Here is an 18,521-nt window from a genome sequence, read left to right as displayed (position 1 = left end):
AGACAATAATCAAATTATAGGTTATGAAACTTAACAACCTTTTAGCAATAATTATCACAGCGACCTTAATAAGCTGTGGAGGAGCAGATAATGGACCAAATCCTACGCCTACACCAACTCCGACACCAACACCAACACCAACGGCAAAAACATTAAAAGAAGCTGCTGGTTTTCCTATAGGAATGATTGTTTCAGCCAGTAGATTAGCGGGATCTGACACTAATTTCAGAACAATATTAAATAAAGAGTTTAATAGTGTCACTGCCGAAAACGACATGAAAATGGCCGCAATGTTTACTGGACCAAACACTTATGATTTTAGCAAAGGTGATGCAATCGTTGCTTATGCTAAAGCAAATGGAATGAGAGTTCATGGACATGCTTTGGTTTGGCATAATTCAATACCCAATTGGTTGCAAAACTATGCTGCGACTGATGCCGAATTTGAAGCTCAAGTAAAAGGGTATATTCAAGCAACAGTTGCCCATTTTGCAATCGAGAAAAATTCTAGCGGAAAATCAATAGTTGAAAGTTGGGATGTGGTCAATGAAGCTTTTACTGATGGTGCATATGCCGCCATTTTTTACAGAAGAATTGGGGTTGATTATGTTTCCAAATGTTTTACATGGGCAAGGCAGGCAGACCCAAATGTGAAGTTATTTTACAACGATTACAATTTGGAAAGCCAGGGATCTAAGGCGAGTAGTGTGGTAGATATGGTTAATACTTTTAAAGCAAATTCAATTCCTATTGACGGAATAGGGATGCAAATGCATGTTGATTATGCAGCACCAAGTTTGACTATATTAACAACCAATTTGTTAACCATACAAAACACTGGACTTTTAATACATTTTTCTGAATTAGACATGACTGTAAATAAAGACAAAGCTTTAACTAGTTTAAGTCAAGATAGAGCCAATGCCCAAAAAGCAAAATACAAAGAAATAACAACTTTGTATAAAACAATCCCCGCCGCACAAAAATACGGAATCACAATTTGGGGATTGAGAGATAATGACAGTTGGTTATTAAGCTTCTACGGCAATCAAAATGAATGGCCTCTGTTATTTGATTCAAATTACGGATATAAAGCGGCATACACAGGATTTCTTGAAGGATTACAATAAAAAAGATAAACATTAAAAAAAATTAAAAAACATAAACTTTAAAAAACAAAACAATGAAATCAACAAAACCATTTTTATTATTATTGACAACAATACTTTTAGTAAGTAGTTGCAACAAAATACACGAAAAACCTGAAGCAAATGTTTCCTCTTTAAAAAATGCTTTTAAAAATGATTTCTATATTGGAACAGCTTTGGATACCAATCAAATAAAAGAAAGTGATCCAACGGTAACAGCCTTTATTTCAAAAGAATTTAATAGTATTTCTCCTGAAAACTGTATGAAATCAATGTTTATTCATCCCGAAAAAAACAAATTCGATTTTAACATGGCCGATAAATATGTTGCTTATGGCGAAAGACACCACATGTTTATACACGGGCATACTTTAATATGGCACAGTCAATTGGCACCTTGGATGGCACAAATAAAAGATAGTACCACTATGGCCGACGCCATGACAAAACACATCAGTACCATTGTTGGGAAATACAAGGGAAGAATTAATTCCTGGGATGTAGTCAATGAGGCTTTAAATGAAGATGGAACTTTAAGAAAATCCGTGTTTTTGGATACCTACGGAAAAGATTATTTAACACTAGCCTTCAAATTGGCTGCCAAGGCAGACCCTAAAGCCGACTTGTACTATAATGATTACAGCATTTGTGTACCCGCAAAAAGGAATGGAGTTATTGCCTTAGTTAAAAACCTCCAAAAAAATGGAGCTAAAATTGACGGAATAGGCATACAAGGGCATTGGAAATTAGACAGTCCTTCTATAGAAGAAATTGAAAAAAGTATTTTGGATTATTCTGCCCTTGGGGTAAAAGTGGCATTCACAGAATTAGACATTACCGTATTGCCAAACCCTTGGGATTTAAAAGGTGCCGATGTAAATCAAAACTTTGAAGGAAGTGAAATGATGAATCCTTATCCAAAAATGCTGCCAGAAGCAATTCAAACCCAATTAGCGCAACGCTATTCAGCTATTTTTAAGTTGTTCTTAAAACACCAAGACAAAATTAGCAGAGTTACTTTCTGGGGCGCAAATGACGGACAATCTTGGCTTAATGATTGGCCTATAAAAGGCAGAACTAACTACCCGCTACTATTTGATCGGGAATTTAAACACAAAAAAGCCTATAACAGCGTAATAGGACTCAAAGAAGAAAAAAAATAAATTGAAAAGAGGGTTGCTAAATGGCGGCCCTTTTTTATACCTAACAATTTTAAGACACCACTATAATTCCAAAAAAATATTTAGTTATTAATTAGAGACACTCTTGTTTTTTACAAAGTTTTATATACATTTACACAACCGATTGTTGTAATTGTAGTCGGTAGTAAATAAGTCCATTAACCCTATTTTTAATCCTTTATTTGATCAAACCTAAAATAAAGACTTATTTTATTAAGGTTTCTAATTAACTAAATATATAACCAAAAAAAAATGAATTCTACTTCTCAAAAATTATCCATAAAAGAAAAAATTGGATATAGCTTAGGTGACCTTGCCGCCAACTTAGTATTTCAAACCTTAATGACTTTTTTGGCATTTTTCTATACTGATGTATATAAAATTCCTGCGGGAACTGCTGCTACCATAATTTTTGTTGGCGGACTTCTAGGCGCGTCTTTTAACCCAATTATGGGAATAATCGCAGATAGAACCGAAACAAAATGGGGAAAATTCAGACCTTGGGTTCTATGGACTGCCGTTCCTTTTGGTGTAATGGCGTTATTGGCCTTTAGTACTCCAAATTTTAGTGAAAACGGCAAGATAATTTATGCTTTTGTCACCTATTTTTTACTTGTTATTGTATATTCTGCAAGCAACTTGCCATATTCTGCTTTGAGTGGTGTTTTGACAGGTGATATGGCAGAACGAAACAGTTTGTCATCCTATCGTTTTGTAGCGGTTATGGTGGCTCAATTTATAATTCAAGTATTACTTCTTCCCCTAGTTTTAATTTTTGGTGATGGTGATAAAGCTGTGGGTTTTAAAACTACAATGACCATTTTTGCTATTGTGGGATCCATCTTTCTTATCATAACATTTTTAACCACTAAGGAAAGAATCGTTCCAACCCAAGAACAAAAATCGAGTGTAAAACAAGATCTAAAAGATTTAATTAAGAACAAACCGTGGGTTGCCATGTTATTTTTAACCATTTTGATTTTTATAACATTAGCACTAAAAGGGGGAATGTATATCTACTATTTTGAAAACTATTTAAGTGAACCGCAACTTGCCGCCTTTTTAGAAAACATCGGTTTTAATAACTTTATTGCCGGTTTAAATAATTTTTTAATGAGTATCGGTTTAACGGAATTTCAGTGGCCAAAAGATGCTGCTACTTCGGCATTCAGTTTGTTCAATGCCGGGGGAATCATTTTTATGATTGTGGGTATTATGTTCTCAAAACCATTGGCTGATAAATTTGGAAAAAGAGATGTCTTTGGAGCAGGATTATTTTTAGCCACCGTTTTTCTTATGGCATTTTATTTTTACTCACCGGAATCGATTGCAATTGTTTTTGTGACTCAAATTTTACATGGATTCTTTTACGGAATCACAATCCCATTATTATGGGCCATGATTGCTGATGTTGCCGATTATTCTGAGTGGAAAAATAATCGTAGGGCGACCGCTATTATTTTCTCTGCCATGATTTTTGGCTTAAAAGCTGGTCTTAGCATTGGAGGTGCCCTAGTTGCCGGGATATTAGCCCACTTTGAATATAATGTAGATCTCGTCTCGCAAGCGGCAGATACCATTAACGGAATTAAATTATCGGTAAGTATTTTTCCTGGAATAACATTTTTAATTGGAATTGGATGTCTTTTCTTTTATGAAATAAACAAAAAAATGGAACTTCAAATCGAAAGTGACTTGAATCAAAGAAGAAAAAAAGCTGAGAAAACAAAATAGTTTTTAAAACCTAAAACAAAAAAATAATACAATTATGCCTGAAGATAGTATTGAACAAATTGATTTTGACGAGATAAATAAAAAAGCCATCTCTCAGCCATTGGTTTCACACATCTATACCGCTGATCCATCAGCACATGTTTTTAATGGGAAAATTTATATTTACCCCTCTCATGATATTGATGCAGGGATTCCTTTTGATGATAATGGGGGGCATTTTGGTATGGAAGATTATCACGTACTTTCTATGGATAGTCCAAACGGCATTACGATCGACAATGGAGTTGCGCTACACGTAAAAGATGTTCCATGGGCTGAACGACAAATGTGGGCTCCTGACGCCGCACATAAAAAGGGGAAATACTATTTATATTTTCCTGCAAAGCGTGATAATGGAATTTTTCAAATAGGCGTGGCAGTAAGTGATTCTCCGGTAGGACCCTTTATTCCAGAACCGGAAGCTATCAAGGGAAGTTATACTATTGACCCGGCGGTTTTTGAGGATGAAGACGGGAAATACTATATGTATTTTGGCGGAATTTGGGGTGGACAACTTCAAAAATACAGAAACAACAAATATGCTGAAGAAAATGAAGAGCCTTTAGAAAACGAACCCGCTTTAGGACCTATTGTAGCTCTACTTACAGATGACATGAAGGAATTTGCCGAAGAACCAAAAGAAATCAAAATTCTGGATAAAAATGGAAAGGTTTTATTGGCAGAAGATAACAATCGTAGGTTTTTTGAAGCCTCGTGGATGCATAAATACAATGGTAAATATTATTTTTCCTATTCAACAGGCGACACCCATTTTATTTGTTATGCCACTGGAGATAATCCCTATGGCCCTTTTACCTACCAAGGAAGAATTCTAAATCCAGTAATTGGTTGGACTTCCCATCATTCTATTTGTGAAATCGAAGGAAAATGGTTTTTATTTTATCATGATTCAAGTCTATCAAAAGGCATAACGCATTTGAGATCCGTTAAAGTAACCGAAATTACTTACAATGAAGATGGTTCTATAGTTACCATTAATCCGTACAATGACTAAATTAGATTACTATTTTAGAAGCAAAAAACATTTAGAGATTATGAAACCTCAAAAAACGCAAAACCTTTTTTCAACAAAGATTACAAAAGTATTTTTAATACTATTGGCGATTACAGCTACAATTAGTTGTAGTAGCGGTGGAGATTCCCCTACTCCTAAACCAATAGACGAAGTTATCAGAGCAGATGCCTCCCTTATTGATGTTAGCAATGATCAACAAGTCATTAGAGGATTTGGAGCAGCAACCGTATTTCGTCTTGATACACCATTAAGTAATACCGATCAAGATTTACTTTTTGGAAATAATCAAGGCCAAATTGGGCTTTCCATTTTACGAATAAGAGTAGCAAGTGACGACGATGCTTCCGCAAGAAGTATCGAATTGAATCATGCGTTAGGAGCAAAAGCACGAGGAGCTATCGTTATTGCATCACCTTGGAGTCCGCCAGCAAGAATGAAAACGAACAATAATCTTATAGGAGGTTCATTAGATCCAAATTCTTATGCGGCATATGCAACGTATTTAAATGATTTTTCTAAATATATGAGAGACAATAATGCCGGTTTATATGCTATTTCTATACAAAACGAACCTGATATTACAGTAACTTATGAATCTTGTGATTGGACTTCCACACAAATGACAGATTTTTTGAAAAATAATGGTGCAGCAATTTCTGATACAAAAGTAATTGCAGATGAGTCATTTAATTTTAATCACAATATGACGGATCCCATACTTAATGATGCTGTTGCAGCAGCTAACGTTTCTATAATCGGTGGTCATATTTATGGTAGTGGTTTGGCTGATTATCCTTTAGCCAGAAATAAAGGAAAAGAATTGTGGATGACAGAACATTTAGATACTAATATTACATGGGATGCTGTTTTTGCTACAGGAAAAGAAATACACGATTGTTTGACAACTGGTAATTTTAACGCTTATATTACTTGGTATGCCAAACGTTTTTATGGTCCGCTTGGCGAGGATGGAATTGTTACTAAACGAGGTTATGTTATGTCAAACTTTGCTAAATTTATTAGACCTGGTTATCTTAGGGTGGGAGCAACGGTAAACCCAAAAACAGACGTATTTGTTAGTGCCTATAAAGGAAATGGCAAAACAGTGATTGTTGCTATTAATACTGGATCTTCAACTCTTAACCAACAATTTGCTTTTAAAAACGCAACTATTACATCTGTAACGCCCTATTTAACTTCAGAAACTAATAATCTTGTGAAACAAGCGAATGTAACTGTAAATGCATCTATTGGAGCTTTTTCCTATTCATTACCGGGTAAAAGTATCATAACATTTGAGAGTAATTAATTAGAAACTTGCATTCAATTGTGTGTACTGTTTTAGTGTTTATTTATAGTGGATATGCTAACTTATCCGGCACAAAAAGTTAAGAATGCGAATCAGGGATTGAGACCCTAATATATTGATATTTAGAAAACACCTCACAGGTTTTAAAAACCTGTGAGGTGTAACTATTTGATTCTCATTTTTTTTTCACAACCCTTGATTCTCATTAAGAATAAAAATGTAGCTTAAATTAATATGTAGTTTTTATTTGAATATCCAGTTCTATTATTTCAAATTTTAGAAAACAAACATAAGTGCATAGTAATCAAGAATATAAATAGAATGCATTCAAAGAAATATCAAAAAACACAAACAATGAACATAGATTTACTGAACAGTATTTTTTTTAAAACAAAAAAACTTGGTTTCTTTATCGTTATTTTATTCACATTGAGTATAACAAAAGGATGGAGTCAAAATCTAAAACACAACTCCCCTACCGGTCAATCCTTTAAAAGAGAACGCATTAAACTCAATGAAGATTGGCAATTTATGCGCTATAACGATAATCCAGATAATCTTATTTATGATGTTCGTCCCGAAATTAAAGAAGTTAACGACAGCAAAGTTGCCGACTCAAAGCCTACCGAAGCAGTAAAAGTAGAAACAAAGGAGGCAGTTTTGAAAAATTGGATTCTTCCTTCTGGTAATGAATTTATTAAAGATCCATCTAAAAGACATATTCGTCCTGAAGGTGATCCAGGATCAGATTTTCCGTTTGTAAAAGCAGATTTTCAAGATAAAACATGGGAGCGAGTAAACTTACCCCACGATTGGGCCATCAAAGGTCCTTTTTATACAGGTAATACACCTGAAGTAGGAGGCGGAATGGGAAGGTTACCAAGCCAAGGGGTAGCTTGGTATCGTAAAAAATTAACTATTTCAACAACAGATCAAGGAAAAATTATCTATTTGGATATTGACGGAGCCATGTCTTATGCTATGGTTTGGCTCAATGGTCATTTGGTAGGTGGCTGGCCTTATGGTTATAACTCTTTTCGATTAGACCTGACTCCATACTTAAATTTTGGAGGAGTAAATCAATTAGCTATCAGAGTTGACAACCCAAACAATTCGGCAAGATGGTATCCTGGCGGCGGAATTTATCGTAATGTTTGGCTTACCAAAGTGGCTCCTGTTCATGTAGCCCAATGGGGAACATTCATAAGCACACCCGAAGTTTCTGCTAAAGAAGCCACTATCAATCTTTCTTTAAAAATAGAAAATAAAACAAATTCACAACAAACTGTTGAAGCAAAAACACAACTCTATGCCATTGATGATTTTGGCAAAGCCAAAGGAAAACCAATAACTATTTTTCCTGCCGAAACAATTATTTTGAATGCCGATGAAAAACAAATTAAGGAAAGCCAAATAAAACTAAAGAATCCAAAACTATGGGGAGCCTATCCATCGCAAAAGCAAAATCTATACATTGCACGAACCCGAATTTTTATTACCGGAAAGCAAGTAGATGAGTATGATACTCCGTTTGGAATTCGCAAAATTGAATTTAACCCAACTCAGGGATTACTAGTAAACGGTACGAAAATAAAAATACAAGGTGTAAACCAGCACCACGATTTAGGAGCGTTGGGAGCGGCATTTAACGTGAGAGCAGCACAGCGCCAACTTGAAATGCTGCGTGAATTGAGTTGCAATGCCATCCGTTTGTCACATAATCCCCCAGCACCAGAATTACTTGATTTGACCGACCGAATGGGATTTTTGGTAATAGATGAAGTATTTGACAGTTGGGAGCGCAAAAAAACACCACACGATTTTCATTTAATTTTTCCTGATTGGTATGAACCAGACACACGCTCTTTCATCCGTCGGGATCGCAACCACCCTTCTGTAATTGCATGGAGTTTTGGCAACGAAGTTGGCGAACAATATACTGATGCTGATGGAGCAGTTATTGCCCAAAAACTGCACGACATTGTGCATGACGAAGATCCTACAAGACCTGCTTCGGCATCACAAAATTACGCAAAACCAGACATGCCATTTTCTAAGGTAATGGACTTTATGAGTCTTAATTACCAAGGCGAAGGCATCAGAGATGCACCAGCTTATTCGCATCTAAAAGGAATCCGAACTTTACCTCTGTATCCCGAGTTTCAGAAAGCTTTTCCATATAAGATGATTGTAAGTAGCGAGACTGCTTCGACATTAAGCACCCGAGGATCTTATATTTTTCCTGTGACAGAAGTGAATTCAGCACCCGTAAGTAATGAAACAGGAGGAAATCCAATAACCAAAGAGGTAAGTGCTTATGAGCTTTATACTGCACCGTTTGGGGCTTCGCCTGACAAAGTTTTTGCTTCCCAAGACCAGCATCCCTATGTAGCCGGTGAGTTTGTATGGAGTGGCTGGGATTATCTAGGAGAACCCACACCGTACTACTCAGCCCGTAGTTCCTATTGCGGGATTATCGACTTGGCAGGCTTCAAAAAAGACCGATTCTATTTGTATCAATCTCGTTGGAGACCCAATTTGCCTATGGTTCACATTTTACCACACTGGAACTGGCCGAATCGTGTGGGTGAAATCACTCCTGTACACGTATTTACATCAGGCGATGAAGCGGAATTGTTCTTAAATGGGCAATCTCTTGGCAGAAAAAAGAAAGGGAAATTTGAGTACCGCATTCGTTGGGATGAGGTAAAATATCAAGCCGGCGAATTGAAGGTCATAGCCTATAAAAACGGTAAATTTTGGGCTGAAGAAGTTTTAAAAACTACCGGAAAAGCCGCAAAATTATTGGCCACAGCTGACCGCTCAGAAATAAATTCCGATGGAGAAGACCTTGCTTTTATAACGGTAAAAATTACGGATAAAAATGGGTTGATGGTACCCGATGCCAACAATAAAGTCAGTTTTAGTTTAGAAGGTTTGGGAGAAATAGTTGCCACCGATAATGGAGACCCTGCCAGTTTAGTGTCTTTTGCATCGCATGAGCGTGAGGCGTACAACGGCGAGGTACTGGTGATTGTTCGTGCCAATAAAGGAAGTAAGGGCACGATGAAATTGGTTATAACCTCTGATGGATTGGAGAATACAGCAATAAATATCCGAAGTAATTGATTTCTAATTGCAATAAATTAAAAAATAAACCACAGATTTGCAGATTGCTTATTCCGGCGAAACTGTACACCTAATTCCGGGACAAACTGAACAGTTTTTTGTTATGATTTCTGATGGTAAATTATACCAACTGCTAATATATATTAGTCTAATATTTTTTTGTCACATCGAGCGCAGTCGAGATGAAATAATGGTTCTCGACTGCGCTCGAACTGACAATTGGACTGATTTACAAATCGAATTGGTATTAGATAAAATTTTTTAGTTGTTTTTCATTTTTTTTGAAGAGCAGGAATTTGATTTTGACAAAAGCCGAATTGTATTGCGAACAATGCAATTAAAAGAACTTTTATTTTTGATGAAATATTCATTACCATTTAATTTAAAACGATGAGGAGTAAATTACTTCCACCTAACGTTTGATGTAATTATTGTTAAAAAAAATAGACTAAGGGGGCGTCTTGTAGCATACTCCCAATCAACCAAAGCAAAGGGGCTTGCCCGTGAAAATCACCGCTGGTTTTTGGTCGATTGAGGTAATAGTTTACATCGGATGATTGACCTGTTCCCACACAAACATCCGACAACTCCCCCTTTTCATTTATTTTTACTTTTAACGCATTCCACGCTTTTAATACCGCTTCTTTGTATTTTTTGTCCGTCAAAATGCCTTTATTGATTCCTGTTGATCTGGCATACGCAAACATTGCCGTACAAGAGGATTCATCCCAAGAATTTGGCATATCCACAATTTGTTTCCACATGCCATTTGTATTTTGATAATTTACTAAAGTTTCCATCATGTTTTTATAGCCCTTTAGGATGGTTGGATAGTATTTATGATTTTTATTTAGTTCTGAAAGTGTTATAGCCATACCAGCAGCCATCCAGCCGTTACCACGTCCCCAATGGATTGGAGCTTTTGGCCCATGAAAAAACAGCCCGTTTTTTTGCTGTAAACTATCAATATATTTTGCCGTGAAAAGCGCAGCATTGTCCAAATATTTTTGATTTTTGGTTGCTTGGTAAGCATTTATTTGCAACGAAGAAACCATAAATACATCGTCAATCCAATATCTTGTTTGACTGGTCATCCCGTCCGGCAGTGTGTCTTTCCACTGACTGTTGGCCATAAAGAGACCGTGTTCCAAATAGTTTTTGTCTTTGGTATATTGATAAAATTGAAGTGGTAAAACACCATACACATTCCCGTCTACGTGATTTGTTCTCCATGCTATTGAGTCTTTTTGCAACGGTTTATAACGCTCCAATAATTTAAGCATTAGTGATGTATTATATGTTTGTTGAGCAAATTTTGACACTCCGTAAGCCGCACATACCTCTGCGTAATGAATCGAATTTAAAAAACTGGTTTCATATTTCATGTATTTAGGACTGCTTAAAAGATGGTTGGATAGTTTCAGAGCAGTTTGGTTTAGTTCTTTAACTAGTTTATCTTTTTGGGATTTGGTTAGAAATTCAACATTATTGTCTCTGGGATATTTTTGCTCATTCGTTTGACAGGTTTTTGGCCAAATTGGTTGCTTATTCTCCATAGTTGTTGTTGAATAATTCCCCAATTCTCCGCCAAAAATAAAAAAAGGCTTGCCTTCCACAACTAATTGTGTTGTATTTCCTTTTTTTTGAAGAGCAGGAATTTGATTTCGACAAAAGCCAAATTGTATTGTAAATAATGCAATTGAAAGAACTACTGTTTTTGGTGAAATATTCATTTCTATTTACTTTATTTAATTCAAAGAGATATTTAAAACCGATATAATGCCTTTGAAGTTTAATAGATTTCTAATTATCTTGAGTAGATTTTAAAACCAAAAAAGCCGAGAGTAACCAGCTCTCGACTTTTTTATGTAAAACAAACTACTAACCAAAACAATAATGGTAAAAATTTTGAATTAATTAATAAATTCAAAAGGTCAATCTTTTCACCAGAATTTTATTTCTTTTGGTGCCCTATTGGGCAATTAATATAATAAGATCAACAAAATAATTAGCTTTAAGAACACCCATAGCTAAAACTAATTATTTATGGGTGTTTAATATTTAATTAATAACCAGGATTCTGATAAGTAGCTTTTTCATCGCTGGTCATTACCATAGCGTCTAGTTGTCCTTGAGGAATCGGGCGCAGATAGAGATATGGTTTAACATCTCTAGATACCGTTATCGGAGTATGGTTTCCATAGTTACTACCACCAATTTGATAAGAGCTTGACAATTCTGCCCATTTTTGGGTACGCACTAAATCGAACCAACGATAACCTTCACCATAATATTCACGTGAACGTTCTGCTAAAATATAGTTAATATCTATAGTTGCTGGAGTGGCAGCGATCATAGCAGCACTATTATCTGCAACTTTGGCTACATTTCCGTTGTTGTCAAAGCGCCATTTTCCGGCACGAGCACGAATAACATTAATTAATTCTCTAGCACTTTTACCTCCTTGTATAGTTGCTCCCATTACAGCTGCTTCTGCGGCTATAAAATAAAGTTCCGATAATTTGGCAATATTAAAAGGTCGGGTGCTGGCCGCATTTGGTTGACCCAATCCTGTACCATTATCCGTGCGGTAAGTACCAAGTTTCCAAAGCCCTGGATATACTATTCTACTTATACCACTTGGTGCTATCACAAAATCCGATCTTCCTGCTAATACTCCTGCACCAATATTTGCAGTTGAAGAAGCGTAAACAATAGATGAATTTTCATCATTCAAGAAAGTAAGTATCGCCCCCCCTGGAGCAACTGGCAAGCCGTTTGCATTATTCAGAGACGCAGGCGCACTTGACGGTGGGTTGTATCCTTTAGGCCAGTTAGCACGGTAAACGGATACAAAGGTACCATCATATCGAGAATCATTCGTTTTGTCTGCAAAGGTGTTTACAATTGCACCGATAGTTGGACACATACGGGTCCATGGACGTCCCAAGTGTTGTTCTGCTTCACGTTGTACTGAACTTACACCAGAACTTCTAATGTTTGTATAGTTCCATTGCATCATCCAACCAGCAAAATTATCCGGGGAACCACCACCACCATAAGTAAGGCTACCTGCATTATAAAATTCGCTTGTCTCAGTGTGGTCGGCATACAATAATATTTCACTATTGCGGTCATTTTGACCTAGGCTAACATCATAGAAAGAGGGTTGTAAGGCAAAAGATCCGTGACTGTCAATTCCTGTTGCGGCCACGTTATAGGCTTGCTGAAAATACCATGCTGCATCATGTCCGTCTGGATCTACACGAGTACTTTCTGGATAAGTTGGAATGTTGTTTGGGTTTTTTAGCCACCAAGCATAGGTCAGGTATGCTTTTGCTAAAAAAAGTCTGGCAGCCGTTTTGGTTACCCCTCCTTTTACTCGTCCTCCATCTGGTAAATCATTTACAGCCGCTAACAGGTCTGGGAATACTCCCTTAGTATATACTTGCGGTACGGTATTCCGCACAGAGAATCTGATGGGAGTGGTGTTGAATTTAAGTTCTCCCGAACCCAAATCCAAAGGTACTCCGCCGAAAGTTTGAACCAGTAAAAAGTAATCAAAAGCACGGAAGAATCTAGCTTCTGCAATCATTGAATTTGGTATAGTTTTTACTGCGCTTGCATTTTCAATAACACCGCTGGCGGTGTTAATATTAATGAAAGCTGTTCCCCACAAAGCATCGGTACGGCTTGAGGTAGGAGTAACCGATCCCACGCCGGAAAGATCCATGTCCTTAAAGTTTCCGTCCGCACTCTGTGCATAGGTCACTTCATCAGTTCCTGTAAGACATGTATTATAGTAGTAGGCATTTCCATAAATATATCTCAAATGAGCATACATTGACGTTACTCCTCCAATTACCCCTTTTTCGGTTTTAAAATATTCGGGAGTAAAAGTACTACGTGGCTGTTCTTCTAAAACATTAGAACACGACCCCAAGAACAGCATTATCAAAGCTGTCACTATAAAAGTTTTTATTTGTATACGTTTCATTTTTATCTTTTTTAAAATGTTAAATTAAGACCAATCAGGAAGCTGCGCGTTGAAGGTGTGTTAGTACCCAAAGTCAGCAAACGTTTTAAGTTTGAAGAATATGGTACTGCTGCATTTTCGTTACCATATGAGTTGGTTTCAGGATCCATACCTGTTTGCTTGTAGTATGGAGAGTAAATTACAAATGGGTTCTGTACGGTGCAGTAAAGACGAAATTTATCAATACCGGCATCTTTCATAAATTTTTGGTTTACATTATAGCCCAGTGTAATGGCACGAATTTTCACATAGGATGCATCGAAGTACCCCAAGGTAGAACCATATTTTGGATTGTCGCCGCTAGCTAAACCACCTGGTTTTGGATAATTGGCGTCCGTGTTTTCTGGTGTCCAGTAGTCTACCTTTACGTTCCCTCTACGTCCGCTCAACATATTGAGGTAACCTGCTGATGAATATAGAGTACTAATAAGGACTCCTCCGCTTTGAAAGGCACCTACAGCACTCAAGTCAAAGTCTTTATAGGCTAAGCGTGTATTGAATCCCCCTTGAAAATCGGGATTTACATCTATAATTTGTCTATCGTCAGCTCCTATCGCTCTTGTCGGTGTTCCATCTGCGTTGAAATCACCAGTATATTGTACCTTAATCATACCGACATTTCCACCCACTTCATATTTTTGTAGATTCGCGTCTCCCTCTTGCCAAAGTCCAATTTTTTTATAGTCAAAGATTGCATCAATTGGATGACCTACAAACCACCAGTTATTTACGTCCCTTTGCTGTCCCGAATCAAGTGCTACCAACTTGTTTTTGTTGGAATAAAAGTTAGCACCTACATCCCATGACCATCCATTAGGATTGTCTATTATAGTACCATTTAGCGAAATTTCCATCCCTTTATTTTGAGTCTGTCCAATATTTGCCGTGTAACTGCCCACTCCTGAAGTTGCAGGTAAACCTACTCCTAGTAGAATATCTTTCGTATCTGTAACATAATATTCTACGGAACCTGATAAACGATTTTTCAACAAAGCGAAGTCTATACCGTAGTTGACTGTGCTAGAGTATTCCCAACCTAAATTAGGATTAGGCAATGTAGAAACATAGTAACCCGTGGCGTATGTAGTCCCAAAATTGTATGGTCTTGTAGCCAAACTTCCAAGTGTTGAATAAGGAGCAACAGCTTGATTAGAAGTTTCTCCATAACCCACACGTAGCTTCAACTGATCTAGCCAGTTAACGTCTTTCATAAATGATTCATTTTTAACATTCCATCCAGCCGATACAGCAGGATAGGTATGCCATTGATGTCCAACTGCCAGCCTTGAAGAGGCGTCAGAACGCACAGTAGCTGTCAGCATATAACGGTTGTCATAAGAATACATTGCGCGTGCCATATACGACACCAACCCGCTTACAGAATACCCCTGGTATGCTGGATTTACATTGATTTCTCCAGCTGCGGTACCTAGATTGTAGAATTGGAAGGCATCGGCAGGGATATCTTTTGCTGAAATATATGAACTATTGTATTTGGATTCCTCTGCAGAGTACATTGCTACTGCATTTACCTGATGTTTACCAAAGCTGTGGTCATAGGTCAACAAGTTTTCAATTGTCCAGTTGGTAGAAAGCGAGTTGCTGATAGAAGCTGTTGAAACTGTTGTAGGATTAATATTAAATACTCCCTCTCCTGTGTAACTACCACCAGTACTAGTACGGAAGTTACCTCCAAGGTTCATGCGATACTTTAAGCCCTCTACACCTGGTATTTTTACCTCGCCATACAGGGTGTTATAGGAACCATAAGCCTTCGTTTTATCTATCCATTTATCGCCCAAACCATTTACAGACTCTCTTGTATACACCCAGTTTTCATCTAATGGCATTTTCACTGTTCTTTTCAACGTGCCATCTGCATTATACGGATTAGCTATAGGCGAACTGCTTAAACTACCATACAGCCCCATATTATTACCGTTATTAATGGAGTAATTGTTATTTGAAGTGAAGCCGAATCGAAAATACTCCCCTACTGCCTGGTCAACAGCACCACGCAACGACACACGGGTAAAGTCCTGTCCAGGTACCACCGCTTCTTCTTTATAGTAACTAACGCCGAAGTTGTAGTTGCCATTTTCGGTACCATTGGAAACACCTATGTCATGGCTTGTTACCACACCGGCTCTATAAAACAAATCTTGCCAATTAGTATTTACATTATCCGCTTCATCAATACCGTTTGTGTACTGACCGGCTGCTTTACGTAGCGCAACAAATTCAGGTCCGTTCATCATTGGGTATTGGGCAAAAATATTTTTCAATCCATTATATGCATTGTAAGTGAATTTTGCTTTTTGTCCTTTTTGTCCCTTGTTTGTTGTTATTAATATTACACCATTGGCACCACGCGATCCGTAAATAGCTGTTGATGAGGCATCTTTTAATATATCAACACTTTTGATATTGTCGGGGCTGATGTCGCCGATTGACCCCGCAAAAGGCACACCATCTAGAACCACCAACGGGTCATTACTTGCCGATAATGAGCGAGTACCACGAATACGGATTTGCATTGTGGCACCCGGCTTGGATGATGTTTGTGACATCTGCACCCCTGCCACACGTCCTTGTAAGGCCTGTGTAATATTAGATGATGGCACCTCGCGCATCACGTCCCCTTTAATTGAAGCAACTGAACCTGTCACAGCTTCTTTTCGTTGGGTACCGTAACCAATTACCACTACTTCTTTCAAAGCACTTGATTCGTCTTCAAGTTTTACATTTATTTTAGTTTGACCGTTTACGGCCACTTCTTTAGTTGCATAACCTATGAAGCTATACACTAATACGCCACCCTTCGATGGCACATTACTAATTGAATAACCGCCATCCATATTTGTAGTTATTCCATTCTTTGCGCCTTTTAAAGACACATTGGCTCCAGGAATTGGCCCAGACGCATCAGAAACAGTTCCAGAAACTGTTATTTGGGCATTTGCCCCCGCAGAAAACATAAACATCAGTATCAGAAATCCTAAATGCTTAAAATGTTTTGATTTACTTTTAACAAAGAAAAAGTTAGTCATAAATAATTGATTTAATTGGTTAATTAGTTTTGTATTAAATTATGTTTAAAAATTTTTAATCCACCGCTCGAATAGATGATAATGGTTTTATCAATAATTTAATATCACAAATATATAAAAAATAACACAATACACAATCGGTTGCGTATTTTTTTTTTAAATCAAAAAAAATATTGAATTTATATTGCATTATATATAAATGTCAAATATGTAATTCGTTACTAAATCTACAATTCAAACTAATAAGAGTTCGTTTTTTTATGGTTTTTATGTAAATTTCCATTCTTTATTGTTTTTCTTTCAAAAACACGATGATTACTCCACTAACAATTATAATGAAGCTAATATAAATGTAGAGCCAATAAAAGAATGTAAAATTTAAATTAAAGCGGGTAAACAAATACGAAGTTAGTTCTAGCTATTTTGTTGTTTTTCATAATTAAGCAGCAAGAGCTTTGACTGACACCGTATATGGAGAACTAAACCACTATGGAATAAAAGTTCATAGATTTAGTTTTGCAGACTAAGAGTCTGCAAGGTGCTATACGTTTAACACAAATTTCACCCATTTACACAAATCAATTCGTGAGAATTAGTGAAATTCGTGTTTAAATTTTTAGAACCTGGAAGGTAAATGCGCTAAAGCGCATAGTTTTAAACTATTTTTGAGAGCAATAAATCCTAGTGAAAGATTCTCTTACAACCATACTAGATACTTTCTCGATGTGACTTGCTCTATGAAAAGCATATTCATCTAAATATAATAAAGGAAAAGAAAAGACTTTGTTTACGTAAATAACCTAATGAAATAACAATCGATTGCGCACTTTTTTCTGATGGGAGGTCTTCAGGGCAAAATCCAAAAAAAAGCGTTTTAAACAATTTGCACCACCGCATAAATCCATTTAATAGCCTAATAGCGCTTTTTTATTCATCAAAATGTAAAAACCTCGGGGATGTCAAAACTCAAAATTAAATCCTTTTTGAGTAAGTTTTTCATAAATTTTAGAATCAAATTTATACAACTTTGCGGCTCTATGGGAAACATCCTGTTGTTTTTCATTCAGGGCAAGCAATAACTTCATGTGCAATATCTTTCTACGGAAATTTGATTTATCCATCTCTATACCTAAAATCTCTTCATAGAGATGCATTAACTGTAACAACGTAAACTTTTCAGGTAAAAGATTGAAACCTACAGGAGCCTGACGAACACGGTTGCGTAATTGTTTTATGCTAAACGCTAAAATTTCATTGTGATCGTAAATTAAATTAGGGATATCATTAATTTTATACCACTTTGCATCCGAAGCTGTGAAACCGGCTTTTACATTAAAGTCTTCTCGTTTCAATAAAGCATAATAACCAATGGTAATAACCCTCCTCAATGGGAAACGATCAGGTTCTCCAAAAGCTTTCAACTGCTCTAAATATATGTTATCCAATCCCGTAAGCTCCCCTAATAGTCGATGTGCAGCATTATCTGCACTTTCCGTTTTTTTAATCCAACCACCAGGAAGTGCCCATTTTCCTTCACTTATTCCTTCGCCATGCTGCACTAAAAGCACTTCAAGAATTCCGTTATCAAAACCAAATACTACACAGTCAATACTAAACGCATCCATGACTGATGTGTCCTCTACTATTTTAACTGATTCTTTATTAATCATAACAACACAAAATTTGGACAAAAATAGACAAATTTTTAAAAACGACTCTGTAACTAAATCACGATATTTTTAAACACAACTATAACAATCAGGTAATTACATTTTTTTTTGAAAAAATTTGAATTTTAAAATTTTAACGAATTCAAGCAATTGATTGCCAATTAAATAATACCATTGGTTAATATGTTT

The 18,521-nt window shown here is 36.6% G+C and carries 10 protein-coding genes; 6 read left to right on the top strand and 4 right to left on the bottom strand.

Annotated elements, in window-relative coordinates; genetic code table 11:
• Positions 1-23 precede the first annotated feature (23 nt).
• The 6 genes from B2145_RS14640 to galB all read left to right on the top strand — a co-directional run bounded on the left by B2145_RS14640 (position 24) and on the right by galB (position 9,576).
• Positions 24-1,130 carry an endo-1,4-beta-xylanase gene (locus B2145_RS14640; protein WP_291103777.1) on the top strand — a complete coding sequence of 369 codons (1,107 nt, stop codon included), beginning with the start codon at positions 24-26 and terminating at the stop codon, positions 1,128-1,130.
• Between the two features lie 53 nt (positions 1,131-1,183).
• Positions 1,184-2,311 (top strand): endo-1,4-beta-xylanase, encoded by a 1,128-nt coding sequence (locus B2145_RS14635; RefSeq protein ID WP_291103774.1) that lies wholly within the window; start codon positions 1,184-1,186, stop codon positions 2,309-2,311.
• 270 nt (positions 2,312-2,581) lie between these two features.
• Complete coding sequence (locus B2145_RS14630) at positions 2,582-4,063, top strand: MFS transporter (RefSeq protein WP_291103771.1); 1,482 nt, start codon at positions 2,582-2,584, stop codon at positions 4,061-4,063.
• Positions 4,064-4,097: 34 nt separating this feature from the next.
• Positions 4,098-5,117, top strand: a complete 1,020-nt coding sequence (locus B2145_RS14625) for a glycoside hydrolase family 43 protein (RefSeq protein ID WP_291103768.1) — start codon at positions 4,098-4,100, stop codon at positions 5,115-5,117.
• A gap of 103 nt (positions 5,118-5,220) precedes the next feature.
• Positions 5,221-6,447 carry a glycoside hydrolase family 30 beta sandwich domain-containing protein gene (locus tag B2145_RS14620; protein ID WP_291103765.1) on the top strand — a complete coding sequence of 409 codons (1,227 nt, stop codon included), beginning with the start codon at positions 5,221-5,223 and terminating at the stop codon, positions 6,445-6,447.
• Between the two features lie 354 nt (positions 6,448-6,801).
• On the top strand, positions 6,802-9,576 hold the full coding sequence (gene galB / locus B2145_RS14615; RefSeq protein WP_291103763.1) for a beta-galactosidase GalB: 2,775 nt from the start codon (positions 6,802-6,804) through the stop codon (positions 9,574-9,576).
• A gap of 434 nt (positions 9,577-10,010) precedes the next feature.
• Here the strand turns inward: galB and B2145_RS14610 are convergent, their stop codons facing one another.
• The 4 genes from B2145_RS14610 to B2145_RS14595 all read right to left on the bottom strand — a co-directional run bounded on the left by B2145_RS14610 (position 10,011) and on the right by B2145_RS14595 (position 18,332).
• Positions 10,011-11,309 carry a glycoside hydrolase family 88/105 protein gene (locus B2145_RS14610; RefSeq protein ID WP_291103761.1) on the bottom strand — a complete coding sequence of 433 codons (1,299 nt, stop codon included), beginning with the start codon at positions 11,307-11,309 and terminating at the stop codon, positions 10,011-10,013.
• 332 nt (positions 11,310-11,641) lie between these two features.
• Positions 11,642-13,573: a RagB/SusD family nutrient uptake outer membrane protein gene (locus tag B2145_RS14605; RefSeq protein WP_291103759.1), complete on the bottom strand. Its 1,932-nt coding sequence runs from the start codon at positions 13,571-13,573 to the stop codon at positions 11,642-11,644.
• Between the two features lie 11 nt (positions 13,574-13,584).
• Entirely contained in the window at positions 13,585-16,662 is a 3,078-nt protein-coding gene (locus tag B2145_RS14600) for a SusC/RagA family TonB-linked outer membrane protein (RefSeq protein ID WP_291103756.1), read from the bottom strand.
• Between the two features lie 959 nt (positions 16,663-17,621).
• Positions 17,622-18,332 carry an NUDIX hydrolase gene (locus B2145_RS14595; protein WP_291103753.1) on the bottom strand — a complete coding sequence of 237 codons (711 nt, stop codon included), beginning with the start codon at positions 18,330-18,332 and terminating at the stop codon, positions 17,622-17,624.
• Positions 18,333-18,521 lie beyond the last annotated feature (189 nt).

Source organism: Flavobacterium sp. UBA5153 (genome assembly GCA_002413745.1).
Lineage (GTDB): Bacteria > Bacteroidota > Bacteroidia > Flavobacteriales > Flavobacteriaceae > Flavobacterium.
Note: the sequence above shows the minus strand (reverse complement) of the source record. Positions and strands in the feature narration are given on the sequence as shown.